26 protein-coding genes, 1 other RNA gene and 3 pseudogenes are annotated in these 25,058 nt (G+C 67.0%); 13 read left to right on the top strand and 17 right to left on the bottom strand.

Annotated elements, in window-relative coordinates; all coding sequences use genetic code 11:
• Position 1: 1 nt before the first annotated feature.
• Positions 2-811 (bottom strand): CAP domain-containing protein, encoded by an 810-nt coding sequence (locus tag CSW59_RS02610; protein ID WP_099442561.1) that lies wholly within the window; start codon positions 809-811, stop codon positions 2-4.
• A gap of 81 nt (positions 812-892) precedes the next feature.
• Here CSW59_RS02610 and CSW59_RS02605 point away from each other — a divergent pair, with 81 nt between their 5' ends.
• Complete coding sequence (locus CSW59_RS02605; protein ID WP_099442560.1) at positions 893-1,453, top strand: nucleoside 2-deoxyribosyltransferase; 561 nt, start codon at positions 893-895, stop codon at positions 1,451-1,453.
• A 952-nt stretch (positions 1,454-2,405) separates the two neighbouring features.
• Here CSW59_RS02605 and CSW59_RS02600 read toward each other — a convergent pair.
• Positions 2,406-3,149, bottom strand: coding sequence for a tRNA1(Val) (adenine(37)-N6)-methyltransferase (locus tag CSW59_RS02600; protein WP_099442559.1), 744 nt, complete (start codon positions 3,147-3,149; stop codon positions 2,406-2,408).
• Between the two features lie 115 nt (positions 3,150-3,264).
• On the opposite strand from CSW59_RS02600, the gene CSW59_RS02595 reads away from it, so the two are divergent.
• Together CSW59_RS02595 and CSW59_RS02590 are read left to right on the top strand one after the other, a co-directional pair.
• Complete coding sequence (locus tag CSW59_RS02595; protein ID WP_201722703.1) at positions 3,265-4,290, top strand: polyprenyl synthetase family protein; 1,026 nt, start codon at positions 3,265-3,267, stop codon at positions 4,288-4,290.
• 116 nt (positions 4,291-4,406) lie between these two features.
• Positions 4,407-4,805, top strand: a complete 399-nt coding sequence (locus CSW59_RS02590) for a YccF domain-containing protein (protein ID WP_099442557.1) — start codon at positions 4,407-4,409, stop codon at positions 4,803-4,805.
• 53 nt (positions 4,806-4,858) lie between these two features.
• Here CSW59_RS02590 and fumC read toward each other — a convergent pair whose 3' ends face one another.
• A complete protein-coding gene (gene fumC / locus CSW59_RS02585; RefSeq protein WP_099442556.1) occupies positions 4,859-6,250 on the bottom strand; it encodes a class II fumarate hydratase in 1,392 nt (463 codons plus the stop codon).
• A 124-nt stretch (positions 6,251-6,374) separates the two neighbouring features.
• Between fumC and CSW59_RS02580 the strand changes: the two genes are divergently transcribed.
• On the top strand, positions 6,375-6,908 hold the full coding sequence (locus CSW59_RS02580; protein ID WP_201722699.1) for a DUF1697 domain-containing protein: 534 nt from the start codon (positions 6,375-6,377) through the stop codon (positions 6,906-6,908).
• Positions 6,866-7,306, top strand: a complete 441-nt coding sequence (locus tag CSW59_RS02575; RefSeq protein WP_099442554.1) for a RusA family crossover junction endodeoxyribonuclease — start codon at positions 6,866-6,868, stop codon at positions 7,304-7,306. Before CSW59_RS02580 ends, CSW59_RS02575 begins: the two co-directional genes overlap by 43 nt.
• Before the next feature lie 9 nt (positions 7,307-7,315).
• Here the strand turns inward: CSW59_RS02575 and CSW59_RS02570 are convergent, their stop codons facing one another.
• The 5 genes from CSW59_RS02570 to CSW59_RS02550 all read right to left on the bottom strand — a co-directional run bounded on the left by CSW59_RS02570 (position 7,316) and on the right by CSW59_RS02550 (position 11,299).
• Complete coding sequence (locus CSW59_RS02570; RefSeq protein ID WP_099442553.1) at positions 7,316-9,454, bottom strand: serine hydrolase; 2,139 nt, start codon at positions 9,452-9,454, stop codon at positions 7,316-7,318.
• Positions 9,455-9,567: 113 nt separating this feature from the next.
• Positions 9,568-10,041, bottom strand: a complete 474-nt coding sequence (locus tag CSW59_RS02565; RefSeq protein ID WP_099442552.1) for a PaaI family thioesterase — start codon at positions 10,039-10,041, stop codon at positions 9,568-9,570.
• A complete protein-coding gene (locus tag CSW59_RS02560) occupies positions 10,038-10,523 on the bottom strand; it encodes an SspB family protein (RefSeq protein ID WP_099442551.1) in 486 nt (161 codons plus the stop codon). Before CSW59_RS02560 ends, CSW59_RS02565 begins: the two co-directional genes overlap by 4 nt.
• A gap of 166 nt (positions 10,524-10,689) precedes the next feature.
• Positions 10,690-11,054, bottom strand: a transfer-messenger RNA (tmRNA) gene (gene ssrA / locus CSW59_RS02555).
• The gene (locus CSW59_RS02550) at positions 11,018-11,299 is read right to left on the bottom strand and encodes an Atu4866 domain-containing protein (protein ID WP_161495008.1); all 282 of its coding nucleotides are present in this window, start codon (positions 11,297-11,299) and stop codon (positions 11,018-11,020) included. Before CSW59_RS02550 ends, ssrA begins: the two co-directional genes overlap by 37 nt.
• A 351-nt stretch (positions 11,300-11,650) precedes the next feature.
• On the opposite strand from CSW59_RS02550, the gene CSW59_RS02545 reads away from it, so the two are divergent.
• A complete protein-coding gene (locus tag CSW59_RS02545) occupies positions 11,651-12,562 on the top strand; it encodes an AraC family transcriptional regulator (RefSeq protein WP_099442550.1) in 912 nt (303 codons plus the stop codon).
• Between the two features lie 32 nt (positions 12,563-12,594).
• On the opposite strand, the gene ilvN is transcribed toward CSW59_RS02545, so the two are convergent.
• From ilvN to CSW59_RS02530, 4 genes are all read right to left on the bottom strand, one after another.
• A complete protein-coding gene (gene ilvN, locus CSW59_RS02540; protein WP_099442549.1) occupies positions 12,595-13,152 on the bottom strand; it encodes an acetolactate synthase small subunit in 558 nt (185 codons plus the stop codon).
• Between the two features lie 41 nt (positions 13,153-13,193).
• Positions 13,194-15,002 carry an acetolactate synthase 3 large subunit gene (locus CSW59_RS02535; protein ID WP_099442548.1) on the bottom strand — a complete coding sequence of 603 codons (1,809 nt, stop codon included), beginning with the start codon at positions 15,000-15,002 and terminating at the stop codon, positions 13,194-13,196.
• A gap of 101 nt (positions 15,003-15,103) precedes the next feature.
• Positions 15,104-15,151, bottom strand: a complete 48-nt coding sequence (locus CSW59_RS20880) for a hypothetical protein (protein WP_193852718.1) — start codon at positions 15,149-15,151, stop codon at positions 15,104-15,106.
• A gap of 236 nt (positions 15,152-15,387) precedes the next feature.
• Positions 15,388-15,873, bottom strand: a complete 486-nt coding sequence (locus CSW59_RS02530; RefSeq protein WP_099442547.1) for a CinA family protein — start codon at positions 15,871-15,873, stop codon at positions 15,388-15,390.
• Positions 15,874-15,967: 94 nt separating this feature from the next.
• On the opposite strand from CSW59_RS02530, the gene CSW59_RS02525 reads away from it, so the two are divergent.
• Positions 15,968-16,519 (top strand): hypothetical protein, encoded by a 552-nt coding sequence (locus CSW59_RS02525; protein WP_099442678.1) that lies wholly within the window; start codon positions 15,968-15,970, stop codon positions 16,517-16,519.
• On the opposite strand, the gene miaA is transcribed toward CSW59_RS02525, so the two are convergent.
• Positions 16,506-17,441, bottom strand: a complete 936-nt coding sequence (gene miaA / locus CSW59_RS02520) for a tRNA (adenosine(37)-N6)-dimethylallyltransferase MiaA (RefSeq protein WP_099442546.1) — start codon at positions 17,439-17,441, stop codon at positions 16,506-16,508. The two genes, CSW59_RS02525 and miaA, sit on opposite strands and share 14 nt — an antisense overlap.
• On the opposite strand from miaA, the gene CSW59_RS02515 reads away from it, so the two are divergent.
• The 4 genes from CSW59_RS02515 (at position 17,440) to CSW59_RS02500 (ending at position 20,665) form a co-directional block, all read left to right on the top strand.
• On the top strand, positions 17,440-17,919 hold the full coding sequence (locus CSW59_RS02515) for a hypothetical protein (protein ID WP_099442545.1): 480 nt from the start codon (positions 17,440-17,442) through the stop codon (positions 17,917-17,919). The two genes, miaA and CSW59_RS02515, sit on opposite strands and share 2 nt — an antisense overlap.
• Before the next feature lie 46 nt (positions 17,920-17,965).
• Positions 17,966-18,814, top strand: coding sequence for a phosphoserine phosphatase SerB (gene serB / locus CSW59_RS02510; protein ID WP_201722698.1), 849 nt, complete (start codon positions 17,966-17,968; stop codon positions 18,812-18,814).
• Positions 18,811-19,476 (top strand): HAD family phosphatase, encoded by a 666-nt coding sequence (locus CSW59_RS02505; RefSeq protein WP_099442543.1) that lies wholly within the window; start codon positions 18,811-18,813, stop codon positions 19,474-19,476. The genes serB and CSW59_RS02505 overlap by 4 nt, the downstream gene beginning before the upstream one ends.
• A 79-nt stretch (positions 19,477-19,555) precedes the next feature.
• Positions 19,556-20,665, top strand: a complete 1,110-nt coding sequence (locus tag CSW59_RS02500; RefSeq protein WP_099442542.1) for an Mrp/NBP35 family ATP-binding protein — start codon at positions 19,556-19,558, stop codon at positions 20,663-20,665.
• A 63-nt stretch (positions 20,666-20,728) separates the two neighbouring features.
• On the opposite strand, the gene CSW59_RS02495 is transcribed toward CSW59_RS02500, so the two are convergent.
• On the bottom strand, positions 20,729-22,033 hold the full coding sequence (locus CSW59_RS02495) for an outer membrane protein transport protein (protein WP_099442541.1): 1,305 nt from the start codon (positions 22,031-22,033) through the stop codon (positions 20,729-20,731).
• A gap of 234 nt (positions 22,034-22,267) precedes the next feature.
• The gene (locus CSW59_RS02490; RefSeq protein ID WP_099442540.1) at positions 22,268-23,173 is read right to left on the bottom strand and encodes an SDR family NAD(P)-dependent oxidoreductase; all 906 of its coding nucleotides are present in this window, start codon (positions 23,171-23,173) and stop codon (positions 22,268-22,270) included.
• Positions 23,174-23,390: 217 nt separating this feature from the next.
• Here CSW59_RS02490 and CSW59_RS21725 point away from each other — a divergent pair.
• Together CSW59_RS21725 and CSW59_RS21720 are read left to right on the top strand one after the other, a co-directional pair.
• Positions 23,391-23,600: pseudogene (locus CSW59_RS21725) on the top strand (hypothetical protein); the annotation flags it as partial.
• A 27-nt stretch (positions 23,601-23,627) separates the two neighbouring features.
• Positions 23,628-23,780: pseudogene (locus CSW59_RS21720) on the top strand (hypothetical protein); the annotation flags it as partial.
• A gap of 113 nt (positions 23,781-23,893) precedes the next feature.
• Here CSW59_RS21720 and CSW59_RS21715 read toward each other — a convergent pair.
• Positions 23,894-23,969: pseudogene (locus CSW59_RS21715) on the bottom strand (hypothetical protein); the annotation flags it as partial.
• A 70-nt stretch (positions 23,970-24,039) separates the two neighbouring features.
• Positions 24,040-25,044, bottom strand: a complete 1,005-nt coding sequence (locus CSW59_RS02480) for an HlyD family secretion protein (protein WP_099442539.1) — start codon at positions 25,042-25,044, stop codon at positions 24,040-24,042.
• Positions 25,045-25,058: the final 14 nt, after the last annotated feature.

Raw genomic sequence — 25,058 nt, 5'->3', positions numbered from 1 at the left:
GTCACTCCAGCACGAACACCGGCCCCCAGCCCAGCTGGTACCGGTGTTCGCCCGAGGACAGGTGCGGCCGCAGCTGCCAGGCGCCCGGCTTCAGCACGCTGGGCGGCCGACCCTCGACATAGGTGACGGTCAGCACCTCGCCGCCGGGCTCGGACACCGAGAACTGGCGGATCGGCGGTGTGGCGTTCGATAGGGCGCGAGCGATCTCGTCAGCGCTTCGAATGCGTAGGGGCGCCGGGCCTGGCAGGCGCGCGGCGACCTCGGCATAGGCTCCGACGGCGATCACGCGCGGGCCCTGGCGCAGGGCGCCGTAGCCGACGTGGGTGAAGCTTCCCGCGACAAGATTGGCCCTGTGACCGGGACTGTCGCGCCACTGGTTCATGATCTGGTCGGGCCGCACCGCGCCGTCGGCGTTGCGGCGCATGGCGATGTTCTCGGCGGGCGCGCCGACCAGGTCTCGCGCCAAAAGGCCGACGCGGCCGGCGGGGGAGTAGCCTTCCTGTGTCAGGTGGTCGAACCGCTCGGTCACGGCCATGTCGGCGGCGTGGGCGCGAGCGGCGGCGACCAGCCCCGCGTCCCAGGCCAGTGGCGGCGCGCCTTCGCGGCGGCGGATCAGGTTGTTGAGGTCCAGCAGGGTCTGTTCGAAATCCTCGTCGAAGTCGCCGCCGGGCGGGGCGGTCAGCAGGCCTCGCAGGCGGCGCTCATAGGCCAGCCACGGCTGCGAAGCAGCGGCCAGGGCTGCAGAGGCGAGGGACGCGGAGGTCAGGGCGAGAGCGCCGGCCAGCAGGGTTCTTCGCGCGATCGACGTCATAGGGCCTTCCGACAAACATTGACCCCCAAACATTGACCCTCAAACATTGACAGGGGCGCCTGGGGACCAGACGTAAGACGCATGCGTCCTGTCCGTTCCCTGTGGCTCGCCGGTCCCCAAACCTGGCTCCCCGACTCCGAGACCCAAGCCGCGCGTCAGAGGGCTCTGTGCCTGGACGCCGGTTTCGAGCCCCTGACCCCGGCCGTCATGTCCCCGGGCGAGGGCGACGACGAACTGGCGGCCCGGCAGTTCTACGCGACCCGCATGGCGCAATTGCGCCAGGCCGACGCCGGCGTCGTCAACCTGACCCCGTTCCGAGGGCCCTCTGCCGACACCGCTGCGGTGTTCGAGGCCGGGGTGCTCGCCGGGCTAGGCCGCCCGATCTTCGCCTATCTGAACGTCGCCAGCGAGATCGAGGTCGAGTACGTGGCCCGCGTCGACCAGATGCTGGGCGCCTCGCTCGACGAGAACCGCGTGTGGCGCGACGCCGACGACTGTCAGGTCGAGGACCACGGCCTGCCCGAGACCGTGATGCTGTGGGGCGAGGCGCGGCGGCTGTTCGTGATCGTGACGCACGATCCGCTGCGGGATGTGACGGGGCTGGAGCTGTGTCTCGAGGCGCTGGGATTGTACGCGGAGTAGGGCGGCTCGCTGGCAGCGCCTATCGAGTTTGGCGGTAGTTTTGGGAGAGGAACTTGCGCCAAGCTACTGATGGCCGCGCGGCTTGCGCTACCTCTGGGCGGTAGAATGGTAACCGCTGGCTTGGACACATGGGAACAGTAGCGGCTGACCCACTCACTGCGCGATCGCCACCAACAATAAGCAACACGGGCATGGGGATCTCCTAAGCGATTTCAGTTTCCCCGGCCGATCTCACATGCGCTCTTCGCAGGATTGTTCAAGGGCCTCTCTTGGCCCATCGCTACCCCGGACAGCCCTGCGATCGTCTCGCCGTGAGATGTAAGGATGGCTCCCGTCGCGGGGGGCGGGCGGGGCGACTGGCGAAGTCGGACGCAATCCGAGATCCTCCCCCGCGAAGCGGGGGAGGTGGCCCAGAGGGCCGGAGGGGGCTAGCTCGGCCGACTTCCAGTTCGCCCCCTCCGTCGGCTCCGCCGACACCTCCCCCGTGTCACGGGGGAGGATCTTTTACGGGCGTTCGCGGCGCTCTATGCTCGGTATTGGCGAGGTAGAACCAAGCAAAATCAATTACTTCTCACTTTTACACGCCGCTGGATCATCCGCGTTGAATCCCGATCCATACTTCTTCTCACCCGATAGCGCGGAAGGGACGTCCGGCCGGCGATCGTGACGGCTGTCGGGGGTGGTCGAGCGGGACTTTGGTCCGGGCTGAAATCGCCCGGGCGTTCCGGGACCGGGGTTCGTCGCCCTGGCCCGCCCGTCGGGGGCCGACTGTCGGGAGCGGGTTAAAACCCCGCGCCCCGCTGGCTCACCGGATAACGCGCCACGCGGAGCGTCTGGCTTCGTCGAAACGGTACACACACTCTAATCCTCCGGGCGTCGCCCGGGCGCTCCGCTTCCCTTCCATCCCTTCAGCGGCCCGCCGCGTGAAGCGGCGAAGTCGTGTGCGCCCGGCTTACCACCCCAGCGCCGCTTCCCCCCGCAGGATCGCCTCGGCCTGCGCCGAATGCTTGCCGCCATCGCGGTCGTGCAGCACCAGAGGCGGCAGCAGGACCAGCGGGGCCTTGCCGGTCTTGATGGCCCGCACGATCACCCGCTTGGCCGGGGCGTCGGCGAACGGGGCGATCGGGCGGATGCGGAACGAGCCGGCCTTGGGCGCCAGTTGCGCCAGGATGTCGGCCAGGCGATCGGCGCGGTGGATGATCGTGATGGTCCCGCCCTCGCGCACGGCCTTCAGGCAGAAGGTTGTCCAAGCCTTGAGGCCGCCGTCGGCCATCCAGGCGCCGCTCTTGGCGGGGTGGGGCGCGCGCAGGGTTCCCGGATCGTCGAAGAACGGCGGATTGGTCATCACCGCGTCGAACACCGGCAGGCCCAGGGCGCGGAACCCCGAATCGATATCGCCCGCTTGGATGGAGACGCGATCGGAGAGCACGTTAAGGTCGGCGTTCTCGGTCGCCAGGGCGGCGGCGATGGGGTCACGCTCGACGCCTTGGAACAGAACCTCGGGCCGGCGCGTGGCGGCCGCCAGCAGGGCGCCGCCGACGCCGCAACCGGGCTCAAGCACGCGCTGGCCGGGCAGGGCGTCGCAAGCAGCCGCCAAAAGCGCCGCATCCATGCCGGCCCTGTAGCCGTCGGCCTTCTGGCGCAGCCGCACGCGGCCTCCCAGAACCCGGTCCTCTGTCACCCTTGGATCGTCCAATGCTTTTGAGGCCTTGTGCTCGCCTTGACCCTGACCTATCCCGCCACCATTGTCCCTCGCAACGGTAGATCCCTCCGGATAGCGAAGAGGGGGACGCCGCAAGGAGATCATGGTTTTGGACGCAGCCGCAGCGACCCTCCCCCGGAAGTCGGGCTCGGTGGATCGTCTCGTGCGCCTCGCCGAGACCGATATGGCCGGCGTCAACCGCCTGATCACCGAGCGGATGCAGAGCGACGTGCCGATCATCCCGGCCCTGGCCGAGCACCTGATCGCGGCCGGCGGCAAGCGCCTGCGGCCGCTGCTGACCGTCGCTGCCGCGCGCCTCGCTGCTTCGGATGGGGCCGGGTCGGATAACGACCACTGTCTGAAGCTGGCGGCCGCCGTCGAGTTCATCCACACCGCCACCCTGCTGCATGACGACGTCGTCGACGGTAGCGCGCTTCGTCGCGGCAAGGTCGCCGCGCACCTGATCTGGGGCGGGGCGCAGAGCGTGCTGGTCGGCGATTTCCTTTTCGCCCGGGCCTTCGAGCTGATGGTCGAGACGAATTCGATGAAGGCGCTGGAGATCCTGGCCCGCGCCAGCCGCGTCATCGCCGAGGGCGAGGTCATGCAGCTGATGCGCAGCCACGACCTGAACCTGTCGCAGGCGCTTTATCTCGAGATCATCCAGGCCAAGACGGCCGAGCTGTTCGCCGCGGCCTCGGAGGCCGGCGCGGTGTCGGCGGGCGTCGACGCCGCCAAGACCGACGCGCTGAAGGCCTACGGCCTGCAGCTGGGCCTGGCGTTCCAGCTGGTCGACGACGCGCTCGACTACGGCGGCGCCACCGAGACGCTTGGCAAGAACGCTGGCGACGACTTCCGAGAAGGCAAGGCGACGCTTCCGTTGCTTCTGGCCATCGCCCGATCGGGGCCGCGCGAGGCCGAGTTCTGGGAGCGGGCCGTGGGCCGTCGCGAGCAGACCGAGGCCGATTTCCGCCGGGCGCGCGAGCTGATCATCGGGACGGGCGCGCTGGACGCGACGCTGGATCTGGCCACCGACTACGCCGACAAGGCCAAGGCGGCCCTGGCGATCTTCCCCGCCAACGATTGGCGCGGGGCGCTGGAAGACCTGGCCGACTTCGCTGTCAGCCGCCGGGCCTAACCCAAGCTGGGCGCGCGGTGAATTCGGCGTAATCCGGCTCGCGTGTCCTTCACAGGCGAACGGAACAGAGCCACCTAGACGGTTGAAGGCCGGCTTGGCCTGACGGGGACAACGCCTTGATCCGCTTCCTTCTGAACGTTCTCTGGTTCTTCTTCGGCGGCTTCGTCATGGGCCTCGGCTGGTTGCTCGCCGGCGTGCTGCTGGCCATCACCATCGTGGGCTTGCCCTATGCCGGCGCGGCCTGGCGCATCGCGGGCTTTGCCTTCTGGCCGTTTGGCAAGGAGATCGTCAGCCGCGAGATCCTCACCGGCCGCCAGGACCTGGGCACCGGCCCGCTGGGCTGCGGGCTGAACGTGATCTGGTTCATCCTGGCCGGCTGGTGGCTGGCGCTGGGCCACATCGTGGTCGCCGCGGCCGAGGCCATCACGATCATCGGCATCCCGTTCGCGCTGAAGGACCTGCAACTGGCCCAGATCGCCATCGCCCCGATCGGGCGCGAGGTGGTGACGCGCTAAACAAAAAAGGGGCCGCTTCGCAGCGGCCCCTTCGTCATTTGGATGTCCGGCGATCAGCCCGGCGAGATCATCTTCTCCGGGCGGACGTACTGGTCGAACTCTTCGTTCGTCAGATAGCCGCCGCCGACGGCCTCCTCGCGCAGGGTGGTGCCATTCTTGTGCGCGGTCTTGGCGATCTTGGCGCAGGCGTCATAGCCCAGCTTGCCGTTCAGGGCCGTGACCAGCATCAGGCTGTTCTCGACGCCCTTCTTGATGTTGTCGACGCGCGGCTCGATGCCGACCACGCAGTTGTCGGTGAAGCTGATCGCCGCGTCGGCCACCAGGCGCACCGACTGCAGGAAGTTGTAGGCCATCACCGGGTTGAAGACGTTCAGCTCGAAGTGGCCCTGGCTGCCGGCGAAGGTCAGGGTCGAGTGGTTGCCGAACACCTGGGCGCAGACCTGGGTCAGGGCCTCGGACTGAGTCGGATTGACCTTGCCCGGCATGATCGATGAGCCGGGCTCGTTCTCCGGCAGCGACAGCTCGCCAAGGCCGGCGCGCGGGCCAGAGCCCAGGAAGCGGATATCGTTGGCGATCTTGAACAGGCTGGCGGCGACCGTGTTGATAGCGCCGTGGGTGAAGACCATGGCGTCGTGGGCGGCCAGGGCCTCGAACTTGTTCGGCGCGGTGGTGAAGGCCAGGCCCGTCACGCCGGCGATCTTCTCGGCCACCAGTTCAGCAAAGCCCACGGGGGCGTTCAGGCCGGTGCCGACGGCGGTGCCGCCCTGGGCCAGCTGCATCAGCATCGGCAGGGTCATCTCGATGCGAGCGATGCCGTTCTCGATCTGCTGGGCGTAGCCGCCGAACTCCTGGCCCAGCGTCAGCGGGGTGGCGTCCTGAGTATGGGTGCGGCCAATCTTGATGATGTCCTTCCACTCGGCGGCCTTGGCGGCCAGGGCCTTGTGGAGATGCTTCAGCGCGGGCAGCAAGTCGTGGACCACCTGCTCGGCGCAGGCGATGTGCATGGCCGTCGGGAAAGTGTCGTTCGACGACTGGCTCATATTGACGTGGTCGTTCGGGTGAACGGGCTTCTTGCTGCCCATCTCGCCGCCCAGCATTTCGATCGCGCGGTTCGAGATGACCTCGTTGGCGTTCATGTTCGACTGGGTGCCCGAGCCGGTCTGCCAGACGACCAGCGGGAAGTGATCGTTCAGCTTGCCTTCGATCACCTCATTGGCGGCGGCGATGATCGTTTCGGCGATCTTCGGGTCCAGCTTGCCCAAGGCGAGGTTAGCCTCGGCGGCGGCGCGCTTGACGATGCCAAGGGCGCGGACGACGGGCAGAGGTTGCTTTTCCCAGCCGATCTTGAAGTTGCCCAGGCTGCGCTGGGCTTGCGCGCCCCAGTAGCGGTCGGCGGCGACTTCGATCGGGCCAAAGGTGTCGGTCTCGATACGCGTGGCGGTCATGCGGAGATCTCCGGAAAAACGGTCGAGCGCGGTCTAGACCTTGCGCGGCTGGAGGGCAATGTTCGCGGTTGCGATAAGCGCCAGGCGAGCCTACGCCTCGGCCTTCGTCCGGCCGGAGCCCCGAATGAGTCCCCACATCGCCCTGCTGCGCGCTGTCAATGTTGGGGGACGCAAGGTCCTCAAGGACGACCTGCTAGGCTTGGCGACTGATCTTGGCTTCGACGACGCCAAGACCCTTCTGGCCAGTGGCAATCTGGTGCTCTGGGGCGAAGCCGGCGAGGGTCTTGAGGCGCGTCTGGAAGACGGTTTGGAGAGGCGAATGGGCCTGCGCACGGATTTCATGGTCCGCACGGCCGCCGAGCTCCAGGCGGTGATCTCCGCCAACCCGTTTCGGGAACAGGCGGGCACTCGGCCCAATCATCTGCTGGTCAGTTTCTTGAAGACGCCGATCGACGGCGACACGGTCGAGGTGCTGCGCGCGGCGATCAAGGGGCGCGAGGAGATCCACGCCGAGGGGCGGGCGCTCTATATCGACTTCAAGGACGGTATCGCCGAATCCACGCTGGATCGCGACTGGAAGAAGACCAAGCGAGAGCCGCTCGGCACGATGCGCAACTGGAACACTGTCTTGAAGCTGGCCGACATGGTGGCGGCGTGAGCCAGGGTTTCGACGGAGCCGATTGGACCCACCACGGCAAGGTCCGCGCCCGCGAGGCGGGTGGCGAGCTGACCCTCGTGGTCGATGGCCTCACCACTCAGGGCAAGTACTACAAGCCGCTGATCTACGAGTTCTTCCGCAAGTCATGGCGGGGCTCACGCCCGGCCTGGGGCGAGTTCAGCGTCGAGATCGGCATGGAATATGTCGGCGAGCCGCCGTGGATGGATCTCGACAACCTGGCCAAGGCGCTGCTGGACGCGATCAAGGGTTACGCCTTCCACGACGACGCTCAGGTCGCCCGGCTGCTGGTCGAGCGGCGGCCGGGCGATCGCGAGCGGATCGTCATCCAGGTGCGAAAGCTGAGCACCAATCTGATGCGGCGGACCTTGGAGGGCTGAGGCGGCGCCTCAGCTCCAGGGCAGCAGATAGCCCCACAGGCCCAGCAGCACGCTCAGGAAGACGAACAGCAAGGCGGTGAAGGTGAAGGCGACCTTGCGGCCCGCGTTCCAGCTGTCGACACGCCGGCCGCCGCGCCACACCATCGGCAAGGCGCCCAGGGTCAGGACGGCCATAAGCGCCGCCACGAGGGCGCAGGCCGAACCGCTGAGCAGCCAACCACTGGGCCAGCCGAAAAAGGCCGCTGTCTGATCCGAAGCGCGGACCGCGAAGACGCCCATGCATGCCGCCGAGATCAGCCACAGCACGGCCTGGGCGGTCTGCATCTGGCTGGCGCGAGCCTGCACGGGAGTCTGGCGGGCTTCGCGGCGGTTGCGGACGATGGTCCCGAGCACGGTCGCCAGGCTGGCCAAGCCGGCCAAGGCGATGATGGCCGTCAAGAGGGATGCCGATCGCATGGGTCCGATCCGCTCGTAGGTCGCGAACCCGCGCGCGGCGTAGAAGCGCGACGGCCGATCGCCATTGGCGTCGAAGACGATGACAAGAGGACCATCGACGGCCTTGAACACGCCAGGACGTCCAGCGGCCGTGAAGAGGGTCGTCGAGCTCCCCTCGCTGATGGAAAGGCGTCCTTCGGGCGTGGCCCGGACGATCACGCGGCCGATCATGCGATTGATAAAGCCCTCCAGGCCGCCATAGGCGCGACGCGTCGTCAGGTAGTCCCCTTCGTAGAGTCTAGCCTGCTCGTAGCTCATGGCGCTGGGCGGCGGCGCGGCGGGCGGTTTGGCGTAGAAGTGCTCGATGATCGTCGCGGGCAAGGTGGCGGGCAGGTTTGCGCCGCTATCGGTGTTAACCGAAATGAAGATCCCAAGGCCCAGGTCGGGCGCGATCACCATGTTGGAATGGAAATAGAGCGTGGCGCCGCCGTGGCCGAAGCCGCGTCGACCGCCGGGTAGAGGGATGTCCTGGAAGCCTGCGTTCCAGCCTGCGGCCTCCGGAGCCGGGCGGTACATGGGCGTACGGAAGGCTTGCGCGGCCTTGGGCGAGAACACCGTCTTGCCGTCGATCACGCCGCCGTTGAGCAGCAGGGTCATGTACCTGGCCATGTCGCCGGCGGTGCTCGAGGCCGAACCGGCCGGAGCCACCTGGCCCATGAATTCTCGCGGCCGAACCTTCCAGCCCAGGGGCGTCCACGAGAAGCCGTCCGAGAGTTCGGCCGCTAGGTCGCCGGACATTGGCGCTGGCAGCTTGTCGCTCCAGGGACGCGCCTCGCGGAAGGTCGTGTGGCGCATGCCGGTCGGCACGATGATCTCTTCGCTGACCAGCTGCTCGAAGGGCTTGCCCGTCACATTGGCGACAGCGGCGCCAGCCAGGGCTGCCCCGTAGTTCGAGTAGCTGGGCAATAGGCCAGGCTCGCGCACCCGGCGGGGGCGCTCTTGGCGCAGATAGTCCGCGAGCGGACGGATGCGGTTGGGATCGCGCTCGAACAGCTGGCCCAGCGCACGGTCCTCGAAGCCCGCAGTGTGGGTCATCAGGTCCCGAAGGCGGACCTGGGTCTTCTTGCCTTGATCCTTCAACTGCAGCGGCTCAGGCAGATAGAGGTTCACCGGCCCGTCGAGGCGCATGTGGCCCGACTCGATCTCGTTCATCAGGGCGATCCAGGTGAACGTCTTCGAGATGGAGGCGATGCGGAACAGGGTTCGGTCGGGATCGACGGCTCTGCGCTGGTCCAGGTTGGCGAAGCCATAGCCCTTCTTCAGCGCGACCTGGCCGTTCTGAACCACCGAGATGGTCACGCCGGCGATGTGGTCGCGGGTCATCGCGCGCTGCACCACGCCGTCGACGAAAGCTTCGAGTTCTTGACGAGGCAGGGGTGTAACGCCGCTCGCGACGGGCTGCGCGGCGGGAGTGCTCGGCGCTGGCGCTGGAGGGCTGGGTTGCGGCGCCGGCGTTGGCCGTGGCGGCCGGACACGGCGAGGACGCAGGCTGGAGTAGGGGCGAGGGGCGGGTTCCGCGACAGGGGCGGTCTCGCTGGATGGTGGCGGCGTACTAGGCGTGACGTCTTGGGCTCGCGCCTCCGATCCCAGAGCGGGCCAAAGTGCGATCAAGGCCGCCGCGAAGGCGGCTGCGGGCGAAACACGCAACGTCAACGATGTCCCCTGGGTGAAGCAGTAACTTCTAGGGTTTGTGTAACCTGCTTGCCGCGCGGGTCAAACCCTCCTGCTCAAGGTGTTCTGGCCACGGACGCCCGCGCGGCCTCAACCTATTTCTTCTTGAAGTTGGCGAAGGGCGTCGGGATCGCCGTGCCGGTCGACTTGGCCAGCAACCGCCCTTCGGGGTCGTAGAGTTCGCCTTCCATGAAGCAAACGGTCCGGCCCCACTTCACCACCCGGCCGACGCCGCGCAACGCGCCCGGCATGGTCGGGCGCAGGAAGCTGGTCTTCATCTCGAGGGTCGGAACGACGTGGGTCATGCCCGACGTGATCATGCCGGCCACCGACATGGCCTCGTCCAGCATGGCGCAGACATAGCCGCCTTGGATCTGACCCATCGGATTGCAAAGCAGGTCGGCGCGCGCGGTGAAACCGACTTCGATCTCGCGATCGGCCTGACGCACGGCGAGCAGTTCAAAGCCCAGGGTCTGGGATCCGCTGGGCGGGTTCTTGGATGCGCGGAAGCGCGCGAGGATCGCCTCGTCGCTCAGGGTCTGCGGAGCGTCCGAGGCGACGTCGCTCATTTCTTTCTGAACTGGTCCAGGGAGACGATCTTCGGACCTTCGTCGCCCGACGGGGGCGGCGCCTTGGCTTCTGGTTCGGCCTCAGGCTCGGGATCATCTTCAATGACTTCGGGCGCGGAGAACTGCAGGGCGAATTGAACCGACGGATCGTAGAAGCGGGTCACGGCGGAGTAGGGCACATTCAGGCGCTTGGGCTGGCCGCCGAACTTCAGCGTCACCGAGAACGAGCTCTCGCCTGGCGCCAGGTCCCAATACTGGTGCTGCAGGACGATCGTCATCTCGTCCGGATACTTGCCCAGCAGGTCTTGCGGACCCGAGACGCCGACGGCCTTGGTCTTGAAGGTGATGTAGAGGTGATGCGGCTCGGGCAGGCCGCCCGGCTCCGCGGCCTTCTTCAACGCGGCCCTGACCACGCCGCGCAAGGCGTCCTGGGCCATGGCCTCGTATTGCATGAGGTCTTCGGGCTGTTCGGTTTGGGACATGCGCTGGGGTCGATACTTCGGACTGAAAACGAAGCCGCGAGCCTAGCGTGTCGGAACGCTATCGCAAAGCTCTCCGATGTCATTCCGGAGGGAGTGCGACAAAGGCGCTATCGCCCTCGCGGCGCAAGCGTTTGCATCGCGCTGAAGACCTTGCCGACTGTTGGGAAGTGGAGGGATTCTGTTGGCAGGCTCCCTCCGGGCCCCGCCTAGGGATCTGAACCCCTAGGACTTAAGAGGCGAATTCACCTGCACCGCATTACGCGGCGACGGCGAACTCTTCAGCGAAGTTATCGTTCGCATTTAGATAAAGGCCCGAAACGGTGGGCCAAGCCGAGAGAAAGCAGTCACCTTTACACGTCTGTCGATGCTGATCGGCCCCATACAGTCCCATGATAACTTGGGAGAGATTTGGTGGAGCCGCCGGGAATCGCACCCGGGTCCAGTCCGCTTATTACGTGCGCGTTTATCCCCATAGTTCGGCCGAAGCCGGACAATCACAATATAGGGGCTTCGGGCTCGGTATGGAAGGCCGGGCGCTGGACTGTCCCCAGGCTAAGGCGGCCGTTGGACAAAGTGCCGCTGACGACCGCGCCGTGATCCTCGAACAGTTTCAGCGTCTCGCCGACCAGAACGTAGACGCCGGTGAACACGTCGGCGAAGTCGTCGCGAGTCTCGATGAAGCGCCCGTCAGCGCGAAGCTCCAGCGAGATGTGGCCGTCGGGCGAGATCCAGACGCCGGCGACGGGGATGTGGGGAACGATGGCGGACATCATCATCGGGCGAGTCTCCCAATCTGGAAGGGCTGGGCGGGGGCGGATGTCTTGAGTGCGGGTTTCGGAAGCACGGCGGTCGCGGCGGTCAGCGCGGCCGTTCCGCCCAGCAGGGCGGCGACAAACCAGCGCGGAGCCGTCACGCCGCGTCGGGGCGTGTAGCGTCTCATCGCAGAGCTCTGATTTTTGAAGTTGGCCGTGTCGGGGAGCGGAACGACGCCACCATGCGGCAAAGGAGCGTCCCGCCCGTAGACCGATGCTCCGTCATGATTGCACGATCCTCCGGAAGGGCGGGGCGTCGCGTGACGGAGGATCGTGCAAGGCGTACAAATAGCCTCGCACGAACAAGGAAAATTCATGAGCACGCGCGAGGCGCTAGCCGTCTTGATTGAACGATTCACGCCGGATGAAGGTCCGGTCGAGACCTGCTGCCCCAGGGTCAACCTCTATCGGCTGACGAAGCCCAGCGAACCTCACCACGGCCTTCATGACGCGTCCTTTTGCGTGCTGGCCCAGGGGCGCAAGCGCGTCACCGTTGGCGACGCCGTGCACGAGTACGATGAGCGGCACTTCTTCCTGTCGTCTATCGACGTGCCGGCCATGGGCCAGGTCGTCGATGCTTCGGCGGACAAGCCCTACTTGAGTTTCCGGATCGTGCTGGACGCCAAGCTGATCAGCGAGATGATCATGGAGTGCGGCCTGGCCGCTCGCCTCGACGCCGCGGCGCCGCTGGTGGGCGGGATGTCGGCGGGGGCCATGACGCCTCAACTGTTCGACGCGGTCTGCCGGATGGTTTCGCTGCTGGATGCGCCGGACGACGTGGCGGTCATGGCCCCGCTGATCGAGCGGGAAATCCTATACCGCCTGTTGACGGGGCCGCAGGGGCCACGCCTGGCCCAGATCGCTCGCCGCGATGGGCGGCTGCGTCAGGTCAACCGTGCGATCGGCTGGATCAAACGCAACTTCGACCAGCCCTTCAGCATCGAGGCCGTCGCCGACGAAGCGCGGATGAGCCCCTCGGCGCTGCACCAGCACTTCAAGGCGGTGACCTCGCTGTCGCCGCTGCAGTACCAGAAGCAGATTCGTCTACAGGAGGCCCGCCGACTTATTCTGGTGCAACGTCTGGACGCGGCGACCGCAGGCCACACCGTCGGCTATGACAGTCCATCGCAATTCAGCCGCGAGTACGCCCGCCTATTCGGCGCGCCGCCGATTAAGGACGTGGCGCGTCTTCGCGAGCAGCCGGAGATGGCGGCGGCGGGCGCTTAGGGGCCTGTGAGCCCGTTCAGCGGCCCATCCCGCTACATGCCCTCGACGCCCCGCTCGATGGAAAGGACGCCGGTGCGCGAGAGTTCCACGAGGCCTAAGGGGCGCATCAGGTCCAGGAACTTGTCGATCTTGGACGGCGCGCCCGAGATCTCGAACACGAAGCTTTCCAGCGTCGTGTCGACCGGCTTGGCGCGGAAGATCTCGGCGATGCGCAGGGCCTCGACGCGATCGACGCCCGAGCCGCGCACCTTAACCAAGGCCAACTCGCGCTCGACGCCGTTGGGGTCGCGGGTGACGTCGTGCACGCGGCGGACGTTCACGACCTTGTTCAGCTGGGCCTCGATCTGATCCAGCACGTGGCGAGTGCCGCGCGTCACCACGGTGATGCGGCTGGTGTGGGCGTTGCGGTCGGTTTCGGCGACCGTGAGGCTCTCGATATTGTAGCCACGCGCCGCGAACAGGCCGACGACGCGATGCAGAACGCCGGGTTCATTGTCGACGAGCAGCGCGAAGGTCGCGGTCTGTTCGGCCTGGCCCGAGGGGCTAAGGTCGTAGGCCGAGGCGGGGGCGGGTTGGACGTTGGCGGTCATGGATCGCTTCTATGCCAAAGGAATGGGGAAGGGCGAAGGGCTTAGACCAGCCCCGCGCCATCCTCGCCGATCACATTACCGATGTCCTCGACCTCGCCCATGATCATCTCATTGTGGGCCTTGCCCGACGGGATCATCGGCAGGCAGTTCTCGTTCTTCTCGACCCGGCAGTCGAAGATCACCGGCTTGTCGCAATTGATCATCTCGAGAATCTTGCCATCCAGCTCGGCCGGGTCATCGCAGCGGATACCGTGGGCGCCATAGGCCTCGGCCAGCTTCACGAAGTCGGGCAGGCTGTCCGAGTACGAGTGGCTGTAGCGCTCGCCGTGCAGCAGCTGTTGCCACTGACGGACCATGCCCATCCATTCGTTGTTCAGGATGAAGATCTTGACCGGCAGGTCGAACTGGATCGCCGTCGACAGCTCCTGGATGCACATCTGGATCGAGGCTTCGCCGGCGATGTCGACGACCAGGCTGTCCGGATGGGCCAATTGCACGCCGAGGGCGGCGGGCAGGCCGTAGCCCATGGTGCCCAGGCCCCCGGAGGTCATCCAGCGGTTCGGTTCCTCGAAGCGGAAGAACTGCGCGGCCCACATCTGGTGCTGGCCGACCTCGGTCGTGATGTAGACGTCCTTGTCCTTGGTCAGCTCGTACAGGCGCTGGATCGCGTACTGTGGCTTGATGACCGTGTCGGAGGCTCGGTAGTTCAGGCACTGGCGCGCGCGCCATTGGTCGATCTGGGCCCACCAGTCGCTCAGGGCGGCCTTGTTGGGCTGCAGGTTCGCGGTCTTCCAGGCGGCGATCAGGTCTTCCAGCACGGAAGCCGCGTCGCCGACGATCGGCAGGTCGACGCGGACGTTCTTGTTGATCGACGAGGCGTCGATGTCGATGTGGATCTTCTTGCTGCCTGGCGAGAAGGCGTCCAGGCGGCCGGTCACCCGGTCGTCGAAGCGCGCGCCGACGCAGATCATCACGTCGCAATCGTGCATGGCGTTGTTGGCCTCGAACGTGCCGTGCATGCCCAGCATGCCTAGCCATGCAGGGTCGGCCGCCGGGAACGCTCCCAAGCCCATCAGGGTCGAGGTGACCGGCGCGCCGGTTAGGGCCTGAAACTCCCGCAGCGACGCGCTGGCCTTGGGGCCAGCATTGATGACGCCGCCGCCGGTGTAGAAGATCGGGCGGCGAGCACTGGAAATTAGCTTGACCGCCTCGGCGATCCGGGCCGCGTCGCCCTTGATGCGCGGGGCGTAGGCGTGGGTCGATTGGACCTCGTGCGGGCCGTAGTACTCGCCCTTGGCGAACTGGACGTCCTTGGGGATGTCGATCAGCACCGGGCCCGGGCGGCCGGTCGTGGCGATCTTGAAGGCCTCATGGATGATCTGCGGCAGGTCGCGGACGTCTTTGACCAAGTAGTTGTGCTTGGTGCACGAGCGGGTCATGCCGACCGTGTCGGCTTCCTGGAAGGCGTCGGTGCCGATCAGGTGCGTCGGAACCTGGCCGGTGATGACCACCATCGGGATCGAGTCCATCAGGGCGTCCATGATGCCGGTGATGGCGTTGGTCGCGCCCGGGCCCGAGGTGACCAGCACGACGCCCGGCTTGCCCGAGCTGCGGGCATAGCCTTCGGCCGCGTGGGTTGCGCCCTGTTCGTGACGGACCAGGATGTGCTGCAGGCGCGGCTCGTGGAACAGCGCGTCATAAATCGGCAGGACCGCGCCGCCCGGATAGCCGAACAGCACCTCGACGCCCTGGTCCACGAGGCCGCGAACCACGATCTCGGCGCCAGTCATGGCGCGGGAGGTCTCGGCGGCGGCGGGAGCCTTGCTCTCGATGGTCTGGTGGGCGGTCATGGGACGGATCCGGTGGGAAGCGGGAAGGGTGTAGGCGGAAAAGAAAAAAGGTCCCGAAGGACCTTTGCGCGCGCGACCGAACTACGGCGTGACTTCTAAGGTCACGTCGCGGACGGCCGCTCCATAAGTACGATCATGGTTTTGCGCACGAGTCTTGCTCCAAAGCTACGGAATGGGTGATGACATGCGCGCGTTAACCCGTCAAGGCGCGCATTGCCGCAAGGATGTGCCTTTTTCGGGCGCGGTTGCCCGCCAAATCGAAGGTCGGCGAGGCAGGTTTGTCCTCTTATCGCCTGCCCCTCCGCAAACCCGGTTCGTCTTGCCGGCGCGAAGACGTGAATTTGTCGCCAGAACCTAGGCCCGACTTGGGTGAAACACCCGCCCGTCAGGCCTCCAGCGTGCGCGCCAGCAATTCCAGAGCCGCGGCGGCGAAGGCCTGCATGTTGGGGCCGCGATCCGCGTGGCCGGTCTCGAGCGTGGCGCTGACCGAGGTCTCCTCGCCGACCACAGCCATGCAGCAGTGGCCGGGCGCGTCGCCATAGCGGTTGCCGTCGGGGCCGGCCGCGCCGGTTTCCGACAGGCCCCACGTCGCCTTCAGGTTCTTGCGGGCCACGCGCGCCAGCAGTTCCGCATAGGGTTCGCTGGCCGAGCGCAGGCCGTCCATCGCCTTCTGGGGAATGTCCATCAAGGTCAGCCGCGCCCGGGCCGTATAGACGACCGCGCCGCCGGCATAGAACTTGGACGCGCCCGGCACGGCGAGCAGCGCCGCCGAGATCAGTCCGCCGGCGGAAGACTCGGCGATGGCGACGGTCTCGCCTCGAGCGATCAGGCGTTCGGCGACGCGTTCGGCGAGGGCTTTGAGGTCGGACATCGGATTTCCTTCGGGCTTACCGGTCCTCTCCATAGGGGCAAGTCGGGAACCTGCAAACACAGGCTATCGCCAAGATTGAGCGGGTGTGGTCACCATGGCCAAGCTCAACCTGGAGATCACCGTGCTCGTCCAAGCCGCCACGCCCCCCGCCGCGACCGCGCCGGCGCCCCCCGCGCCCCAGCCGCCGCAACTGCAAAGGCTGGCGCCGGTCGCGCAGAAGGCAAAGCCGCTGACGCTGACCAAGGGCGGCCGGACCGAGAACGCGGTGGTGCGCTACCAGATTTTCCTGCGAACCATCGCCAAGCCCGGCGCGGTTCCGGCGACGCCCGAGGGCGTCACGGTGTCAGCGATCCCCTGCGTCTGGGTCGTCGAGTCCTATCTGCAGCGCGATCTGTGCTTCTACTCGATCACGGGCCTGCTCGGTTGCGAGGAGGGCGCTACCAAGCCGTTGCAAGCCATCGAAAACGGTCAGGCCGATCTGCCGGTCGGGACGGCCTGCGAGGTCTTCGCCAAGCCGGTGACGGCCGCCGAGGACCGGGTGATCGCGACCCTGGATCGCCTCAAGGACCAGATGTTCGACGAGGACTATCAGCTCGCCGTGAAGCCCAGGTTGATCAAGGCCGGTGCGACCGTCACGGAACGCTGACGGCTCCTGCTGGGACTCGATCCCAATCTGGCGTCTGGTTGCGGAACCAGGTTAGTTGGCGCTTGGCGTAGCGGCGGGTCTCCTGCCGCGCGGCTTCCAGCGCCTGCTCCAGCGTGGTCTCGCCACGCAGATGGGCCACGAACTCGCGGTATCCGACGGCCTTGAGAGCAGGGAGGGACGGATCGAGCCCTCGGGTCTCCATGGCCCGCACCTCGTCCAGGGCGCCTTGCTCGACCATCGCCGCCAGGCGCGCGTCGCAGCGCGCGTAGAGATCGGCGCGGGGCGGATCGAGCACCACGCCCTTCCAGCTTCCCGGCTGGAGGGCGGGCTTGGTGTCGGTCTGCCAGGCGGTCAGGGACTTGCCGGTGGCGATCGCCACGGCGTGAGCGCGGACCAGGCGCTGACGATCGCCGACCTCGATGCGGGCCTCGGCCTCGGGGTCGAGCGGCTTCAGAATCTCGCGGAATTCCGTCTCGCCTCGGGCCGCGTAGAGCAGGCCGGAAATCTCCCGCTGGGTTTCCGGCACCGGCGGCACATCCGCCAGACCGTGGGTGAGGGCGCGGAAATAGAGACCGGTGCCGCCAACCACGATAGCCGGATTGCCCCGCGCCGCGATCTCGGACAGCGCGGCCGTCGAGGCTTCCAGCCAACGTCCGACGGACCAGCCGACCGCGGCGTCCATGACGCCGAACAGGTGGTGCGGCGCGTGGGCCATCTCCTCGGGAGAAGGGCCCGCCGTCAGCACGCGCAGGCCAGCGTAAATCTGCATGGAGTCGGCGTTGACGATCTCGCCGCCGATCTTCTCCGCCAGCCGGAGCGCATAGGCCGACTTGCCGCTTGCGGTCGGCCCCGCGATCAGCCAGATGCGATAGTCATCGCCTTGGGAGCGATCCAAGGTTGCGTCAGACTGGGGAGAGCTCATGCGTCCGTCCTGCCTCATCGCGGCCAGCCTTGCCGTATCCGCGCTTGTCGCGCCAGCCTTCGCGAACGCGGCGGACGTCAACGTCAAGGCGCAGGTCGCGCCATTGCCCGCCGCCAAGCCGCTGGCGACGGCTCCGACGCTCTCGGCGGCTACGAGTGAAAAGGCGGGCTGTGGCGCGGTGCTCCTGATCCTGGGCAAGGTGGCGGACGGCTATCCCGAGGTGTTCGCCAAGCAGAGCAACGGCAAGACGGTGCAGTCCATGCTCAGCGCCTTCGGGTTCAAGGGTAAAGCCATGCTGGATGAAGCCTTCGCGGAAGGTGGGGCCTTGGGCCTGACGCCCAGTCAAACCTACGAGGCCGGCGTCGCCTCTCTACTGAGCTTGGCCAAGTCCGAAGTCACCGGCGCGAGCGATCCGAGCGCTGCGGGTCGACAAGCCAGTATGGTCCTCATGAAGCGCTGCACGGGGATGGGCGGATAGCTGAGGCGGGTTGACGGCCGGGGTCGCCTGGCTTAGCGCCCCCCGCATGCTCGCCATCACGCTCGTCGGCCAAGAGGCCGAAACCGTCGCTCGCGCCCTGGACCTGGGGCCGTCGGTCCTTCTGGGCCCAAACGCCTTGGATTTGTCGACGAACGTCGCGCTGGCTGACGCCAAGGCGCGGGTCGCCGAGGTGGTCGCCGACCAGGCGATCGACTTCGCCCTCCAACCCGTGGAGAACCGCAAGAAGCGGCTGCTGATCGCGGACATGGACTCGACGATTATCAATGTCGAATGCCTGGACGAGCTCGCCGACTTCGCTGGCGTGAAGGCGCAGGTTTCCGAGATCACCGAACGCGCCATGCGGGGCGAACTGGCCTTCGAGGGCGCGCTGCGCGAGCGGGTCGGCATGCTCAAGGGTCTGTCGGTCGACGCGCTGCAAAGCTGCTACGACGAGCGCGTCCAGCTGAACCCCGGCGCGCGGACCCTGGTCACGACCATGGCCAAGCACGGCGCGCGCTGCGCGCTGGTCTCGGGCGGCTTCACCTTCTTCACCAGCCGCGTGGCGGAGGCGGCGGGCTTCCACTTGAACCGCGCCAACACCTTGATCGAGCAGGGCGGCGCGCTGACCGGCGAGGTCGGGGATCCGATCCTCGGCAAGGAGGCCAAGCTGGCGGCGCTGCGCGAGGAGACGGCGGCCCTGGGCCTCACCCCCGCCGACGCCCTGGCGGTCGGCGACGGCGCCAACGACTTGGCGATGATCGAGGCTGCGGGCCTGGGCGTCGCCTATCGCGCCAAACCGATCGTCGCGGCCCAGGCCCATGCCAAGGTCGACCATACCGATCTGACGACCTTGCTCTACTTCCAGGGCTACCGCGCCGAGGAGTTCGTCTCGTGAGTTTTCCCCGCCGCGTCGAGGCCGTTGTCTTCGACATGGATGGCCTGCTGCTGGACACCGAGATCGTCTACCGCGCGGCGATGATCGAGGCCGGGGGCGTCTTCGGCGTCCAGTTCACCGGCGAGACCTACGCCTCGATGGTGGGGAAGACGAACCCGGAATGTGGGGTGATGCTGCGCGAGCTGTACGGCGAGACCTTTCCGGTCCAGGCCTATTTCGAGCGCGTCTGGTCTGATGTCGAAGATCTGCTGGAAGCTGAGACCAAGCTGAAGGCCGGGGTGGTCGAAATCCTCGACTATCTCGACGACCGGGGCCTGCCGCGCGGAATCGCCACCTCGAACGGGCTTCCGGCCGTTGAGCGGTATCTGGGGCGCTTCGATCTGCTGCACCGGTTCAACGCCGTCGTCGCGCACCATGACGTCACTCGACACAAGCCCAATCCCGATCCCTATTTGCTGGCGGCCCAGCGCATCGGGGTCGAGCCGGCTTATTGCCTGGCGCTGGAGGACTCGCATCCGGGCGTCCGCGCCGCCCATGCGGCCGGCATGATGACGGTGATGGTGCCGGACATTCTCGATCCCAACGAGGAGATGCACGACAAGTGCGTCCACATCGCCGAGAGCCTGCATCACGTGATGGACCTGCTGAAGGCTTCGACCTGAGGCCCTACGAGCCGGCGCGCTCTTGTAAAAGCGGGGCGCGGCGCGGATATGAAGGCCCGCAACACGAGGCCTGACTGACGTGACCGGCGTAAACCCCGCTACCCTCGACGACGCCCGCGCGGCGCTGGACCGTATTCCCGACCCCGTCAGCGGGCGAGGGCTGGTGGCGGCCGAGCTGGTCCAGGGCTTGGTGGTCCGCAACGGCCGCGCCGGCTTCATGCTGGAGGTGCCCGCCAGCCAGGCGGCGACCTATGCCCCAGTCCGCGAGGCCGCCGAGAAGGCCCTGGCCGCTCTGCCCGGCGTCGACGTCGCCCAGGTCGTGCTGACCGCCCAGGCCGCAGAGGGCGCGACCCGGGTGCGCAAGGGGGCCAAGGTTTCCGAGGACCCGCAAGCGCGCATGGTCCCGCCGCCGGAAGCCGAAAAGCCCGCCTACGTCCGCCACGTGATCGCCGTCGCATCCGGTAAGGGCGGGGTGGGCAAGTCCACCGTCTCGACCAACCTCGCCGTCGCCTTCGCCCAGATGGGCCTGCGCGTTGGCCTGCTGGACGCCGACGTCTATGGCCCCTCGGCGCCCAAGATGATGGGCGTCGACGGCGATCCGCTGTTCGAGAACGAAAAGCTCCAGCCGCTGGAAGCTCACGGCGTCAGGCTGATGTCGATCGGCTTCATCGTCGACGAGGGCAAGGCGATGATCTGGCGCGGGCCGATGGCCTCGTCGGCGGTGCGCCAGATGATCCACGATGTCGCCTGGGGCTCGGAAGCTCAGCCGCTGGACGTGCTGGTCGTCGACTTGCCGCCGGGCACCGGCGACATCCAGCTGACCCTGGTCCAGAAGCTGCGGATCGACGGCGTTGTCCTGGTGACGACCCCGCAGGAGATCGCCCTGATCGACGCCCGCCGCGCGGCGGTGATGTTCGAGAAGACCGCGACCCCGATCCTGGGCCTGATCGAGAACATGGCCTTCTTCGCCGATCCCTCGACCGGCGCCCCGATCCCGATCTTTGGCGAGGGCGGCGGCGTGGCCGAGGCCGCCCGCCTGAAGGTTCCGCTGCTGGGCCGCGTGCCGATCGAGATGGGCGTGCGGATTGGCGGCGACGAGGGCGTTCCGGCCGTGATCGGCGAGCCCAAGGGCCAGGCGGCCCAGGTCTTCGTCGCGGCGGCCAAGACGCTGTGGAAAGCCGTCGGTTAACGCCCATGAAAAAGCCCGCCCGGATCGCTCCGGGCGGGCCTTTCATTTCAGGCTTTGCGCTTCCTAGAAAGTGAAGCGCGCGCCGGCCGAGAGCACCACGGCTGAGCCCGTCGCGTTGGCCTTCAACGCGGTGGCCGTCGCGGCGGCCGTGCCGGCGTAGAAGGTGTCACTGCGATTGATGGCGCTGTCGGCGAAGTCGATATAGGTCGCCGCGACGTCCAGCTTCAGGTTCGGCTTGGCGGCCCAGGTCGCGCCGGTCGAGTACATCATGCGGTCGCCGTCCGGAACGCGGGCGGTGCGGCCGATGTCCGGCGTCGGGGTCGGGTCCTTCTGGACGCCGCCACGCAGGGTCAGGCGGGGGCTGTATTGGTAGTCCACGCCCACGGCGATCGTGGTGATGTCCTTGTAGTCCTGCGGGGTCACCGTGGTGCCAGCGGCGCGGGTCACGCGGATCGCGTCGAACTCGCTCCAACCGATGCGGCTGACCGAGGCGTTCAGAGTGGTCTTGGACGTGACGCCCCAGCGGCCGCCGATGGTGGCGATCCAGGGCGTCGTGATTTCTGCCTCGCCGTCGAACGAGCCGTTGCTGGCCGCTAGCAGGCTCAGCAGGCCCGACACGTCGACCTTGCCCTTCAGGGTGTGCTTGATCTTGGAGCGATAGCTGGCGCCGAAGGTCAGGTTCGAGGTCGGGTGATACTGGGCGCCGGCGCTCCAGCCATAGTCCCAGCCGTCGCCGGTCAAGGCCTGGCGGCCGGTGTCGGCCAGCAGCGGCGAGATCTGCGGCAGGGCGTTGGTCAGGTTGGCGTCCATGTACTCGGCGCTGATGCCAACGCCCAGGTCGAGCTTGTCGTTCAGGCGATAGGCGACCGTGCCTTGGATATCCACCGAGGTCAGGCGCGACTTCAGCGCGTCATAGCGCGCGACGCTGGTCGAGCTGTACTTGGTGGTGAAATTGTAGGGCGCGGCGGTCGACAAGCCGATGACGATCTTGTCGTTCAGACGCCAGGCGCCGCCCAGGTTGGGCAGCAGGCCGTTCAGCAGGGGATTGCTGGCGCGGCTGTCGCCGCTGATGGCGGTCGTCGCTTGGCCCGGACGGGTGATCGTCGAGCCGTTATTGGTGGCGTCGGAATCGACCAGAATGCCGTGCAGGCCGCCGTAGATCTCGCCACGTTCGACGCGGGCGATCGCGGCGGGGTTCCACCACAGGCTGGCGACGCCCGTATCGGCGACTTCGCCCGAATAGGCGCGACCCGCGCCGCGGACCGATTGTTCCTGGAGATAGAAAGCCGAGGCGGAGGCCTGCGAGGCGGCGAGAACGGCGACGCCGAAAGCCGCGCCGGCGGCGAGGCGGTTACGCGTAATGGACATGAAACTGACGAGACCTTCTGGGGGAGGAGAGGTCCGCCGAACGCTTGTTTGCGCTGGTGGAGCGAGGGCTCTAGCGCATCAGGTCAGAAACCGTTGCTATTTTTTCGCTTGAGGGTGAATTTTGTTGGCCCTGTCAAAGAAATGGGGGCCTGAAGCCCCCATTTAAATCGACGTTATGTCAGAATTTGCCTCGTTTTTGCCTTCCGTAACGGAAACGAATCCCCGTTGCCGGCGTCAGCCGCCCGCCATCTTGCGGAAGAACTTCTGACCCTGCTCGCCGCCGTTGAAGTAGGCCTTTTGGCCCGCCTCGTCGGTGATCTGGTCCCAGCTGTCGCGGACTTCCTCGGCCGAAAGACCACCTTCGCCCAGATAGACGCCTTCGGTCTCGTAGATGCGCGAGAGGGCGAAGGCCCCGGCGCCGGCCGTCAGGATCGCGCCGGTAGGGGCTTCGTCCGAGCAGAGATAGACTACGCCGGGCGTCACATATTCCGGCGCCAGCTTGGCCAGCACTTCCGGCGGCATCAGGCCCTCGGTCATGCGGGTGGCCGCGACCGGGCTGATGGCGTTGATCTTCACGTCGTTCTTGGCGCCCTCGAGCTTGAGGGTGTTCATCAGGCCCAGCACCGCCATCTTGGCCGCGCCGTAGTTGCTTTGGCCGAAGTTGCCGTACATGCCCGACGATGAGGTCGTCACGACGATGCGGCCGTAGTTCTGGGCCTTCATGATATCCCAGACCGCCTTGATCGGCTTGAACGTGCCGAACACATGCACCTGCAGGACCAGCTCGAAGTCGGCCAGCTCCATCTTGGAGAGGGTCTTGTCGCGCAGGATGCCGGCGTTGGCGATCAGGATGTCGATGCGGCCCCAGGTGTCCATCGCCTGCTTGACCATGTTCGCGACGCCCGCGTCATCGGTGACGGACGAGCCGTTGGCGATGGCTTCGCCGCCGAAGGCCTTGATCTCCTCGACGACCTTTTGGGCCGCTTCGGACGAGCCGCCCGAGCCATCGACGCTGCCGCCCAGGTCGTTGACCAGGACCTTGGCGCCGCGCCGCGCCAGCTCCAGGGCGTGCTGTCGGCCGAGGCCCCCGCCGGCGCCCGTCACGATCGCCACCTTGCCGTCGAAGCGGATGTCCGCCATGCCGAAGTCTCCCTCAAACGCGTGTTTGGTTTGGCCGTGTTGTGCGGCGCGGGAGGAGGGGCGTCAAGGGGAGCGGTTCTCCAATCCTCCCCCCAGCGGGGGAGGTGGCGCGAAGCGCCGGTGGGGGAAGTCCGGCTGACCTTGCCCCTCCCGCCTCCGGTCCTTCGGACCGCCTCCCCCACAGGGGGAGGATTTTGAACGCACGCACACCCCCGCCGCTTCACGCGATCGCTCGCTGAAGGGATGGAAAGGGACGCGGAGCGCCGGACATCCGTCCGGAGGTTTGGGTAGTGAGTACCGTTTCGACGAAGCCCGACGCTCCGCGCGATCGTTATCCGCCAGCGTCCCGTCGGGTGGCCCTGTTCAGGCCTTACCGGGACCTGGGCCTCCCGTTTCCGAGAGACCCAACGGTCGGAGAGGACGGGCTTTCAGCCAAACACGCCCTTTTGCCTCCAACCACGCCGACGGCGGGCGGGTGAGCCCAGCAAGCTCAGCCCCGGACCGTCCGAGTATCCCCCTCGAACCTGTCCCCGCTCGATCGCCCCCCGCCGCCACGATGGTCGCTGGCCATGCGCCCTTTCCTCGCGACGAGGTGGGTAAAGCATAAGGGCGGTTTCAACGCGGATGACAGAGCGGCGTGTAAAAGTCGGAAGCGGTTGATTTCGTTCGGTTCGATTCCGGATACGCGGATGATACAGCGCTGCGAACGCTCGTACCTGCCCCCTCCGCGCTGACGCGCTCCTCCCCCGGAGGGGGAAGAAGGGGTGCGTTCCTTCCGCCCCCTTTGGGGGCGGACGACCACGCGGAGCGTGGTCAGGTGGGGGCCTGCGGCGGCGCCGTTGCCCCCTGGTAGAGCGGCTCTTGACCTACGTCTTCTTCTTCGCGCCGCCCGCGACCGGCGGGGTCGGCTTGTCGCGCTTCACGCCGGCCTTCTGACCGGGCTTCATGAACTTGACCAGCACGCGCTGGCCGACCAACAGCGGGGCGCCGTCGGCGCTGACCACCACTTCGACAACACGCTCGTCGCTGCGCTGGCTGGGATCGTCCGAGGCCAGCTTGCGCGCGCCGAAGACCGAGGCGCGGCGAAGGACCTTGCCGAGATACGTCTTGTCCGGATCGCTCTCTGGCTGGATTTCGACCTCCTGGCCGATCGCCACATTCGGAATGTCGGCCTCGACGATTTCGGCGCGGACGATGCGCTGAGTGTTGGGCTCGAGGTCGAACATGGCCGTGACGTTCAGGGTCGAGGCGCCGGCACCGGGATTGGCCTGACGGCGCGCGATGCGGCCGTCGGCGGGCGCGCGGATCACCGTCAGTTCCTGATTGTACTGGGCCTGGGCCAGCTGGGCCGAGGCGACGCTGATCGCCGCCTGTTGCGCGCCGATATTGGCCTGGGCCTCGGCGATCTTGTCCCGAGCCGCGTCCAGCCGTTGGGCGGCGACGAAGTTCGAGGCGGTCAGGCCTTGCAGGCGGTTGAATTCGCGCTGGGCCGTGCGTAGCTGCACTTGATACAGCTGCAGCTGGGCCTTGGCCGAGGACAGGGCGGCGCTGGCGGTCTGGGCCGCCAGGCGGGCGTCGTCGTCTTCCTGCTTGGCCAGGGGCTGGCCGGCTTTGACGATGTCGCCTTCCTGGACGAACACCTCGCGGACGATCCCTTGGCGGCGGGCGGCCACCTGGATCACGCCGCCGTCGACGTCGGCCTTGCCCTGGGCGATGGCCGCATAGGGGGAGGGCTCCTCCTGTGCGGCGGCTGCTTCAAGCTTCTTCTTCTTCTCGGCCGCCTGGCCCTTCATATAGAAGAAGCTGCCGCCGAGCAGCACGACGACAACAAGAACGATCCAAAAGGCGGGACGGCGCAGAAAGCCGGGCATGTCGAGGTTCCCCC

This window comes from Caulobacter sp. BP25, from assembly GCF_002737755.1.
In the GTDB taxonomy this organism is placed as follows: domain Bacteria; phylum Pseudomonadota; class Alphaproteobacteria; order Caulobacterales; family Caulobacteraceae; genus Caulobacter.
Note: the sequence above shows the minus strand (reverse complement) of the source record. Positions and strands in the feature narration are given on the sequence as shown.

Excerpts from the sequence above, each read along its gene's own strand:
- CSW59_RS02610 (WP_099442561.1), bottom strand. The coding sequence starts at position 811 with ATGACGTCGATCGCGCGAAGAACCCTGCTGGCCGGCGCTCTCGCCCTG.
- CSW59_RS02605 (WP_099442560.1), top strand. The coding sequence starts at position 893 with ATGCGTCCTGTCCGTTCCCTGTGGCTCGCCGGTCCCCAAACCTGGCTC.
- fumC (WP_099442556.1), bottom strand. The coding sequence starts at position 6,250 with ATGACCGCCACGCGTATCGAGACCGACACCTTTGGCCCGATCGAAGTC.
- CSW59_RS02580 (WP_201722699.1), top strand. The coding sequence starts at position 6,375 with ATGAGTCCCCACATCGCCCTGCTGCGCGCTGTCAATGTTGGGGGACGC.
- CSW59_RS02565 (WP_099442552.1), bottom strand. The coding sequence starts at position 10,041 with ATGAGCGACGTCGCCTCGGACGCTCCGCAGACCCTGAGCGACGAGGCG.
- CSW59_RS02560 (WP_099442551.1), bottom strand. The coding sequence starts at position 10,523 with ATGTCCCAAACCGAACAGCCCGAAGACCTCATGCAATACGAGGCCATG.
- CSW59_RS02550 (WP_161495008.1), bottom strand. The coding sequence starts at position 11,299 with ATGATGATGTCCGCCATCGTTCCCCACATCCCCGTCGCCGGCGTCTGG.
- CSW59_RS02545 (WP_099442550.1), top strand. The coding sequence starts at position 11,651 with ATGAGCACGCGCGAGGCGCTAGCCGTCTTGATTGAACGATTCACGCCG.
- ilvN (WP_099442549.1), bottom strand. The coding sequence starts at position 13,152 with ATGACCGCCAACGTCCAACCCGCCCCCGCCTCGGCCTACGACCTTAGC.
- CSW59_RS02535 (WP_099442548.1), bottom strand. The coding sequence starts at position 15,002 with ATGACCGCCCACCAGACCATCGAGAGCAAGGCTCCCGCCGCCGCCGAG.
- CSW59_RS02530 (WP_099442547.1), bottom strand. The coding sequence starts at position 15,873 with ATGTCCGACCTCAAAGCCCTCGCCGAACGCGTCGCCGAACGCCTGATC.
- CSW59_RS02525 (WP_099442678.1), top strand. The coding sequence starts at position 15,968 with ATGGCCAAGCTCAACCTGGAGATCACCGTGCTCGTCCAAGCCGCCACG.
- CSW59_RS02515 (WP_099442545.1), top strand. The coding sequence starts at position 17,440 with ATGCGTCCGTCCTGCCTCATCGCGGCCAGCCTTGCCGTATCCGCGCTT.
- miaA (WP_099442546.1), bottom strand. The coding sequence starts at position 17,441 with ATGAGCTCTCCCCAGTCTGACGCAACCTTGGATCGCTCCCAAGGCGAT.
- serB (WP_201722698.1), top strand. The coding sequence starts at position 17,966 with ATGCTCGCCATCACGCTCGTCGGCCAAGAGGCCGAAACCGTCGCTCGC.
- CSW59_RS02495 (WP_099442541.1), bottom strand. The coding sequence starts at position 22,033 with ATGTCCATTACGCGTAACCGCCTCGCCGCCGGCGCGGCTTTCGGCGTC.
- CSW59_RS02490 (WP_099442540.1), bottom strand. The coding sequence starts at position 23,173 with ATGGCGGACATCCGCTTCGACGGCAAGGTGGCGATCGTGACGGGCGCC.
- CSW59_RS02480 (WP_099442539.1), bottom strand. The coding sequence starts at position 25,044 with ATGCCCGGCTTTCTGCGCCGTCCCGCCTTTTGGATCGTTCTTGTTGTC.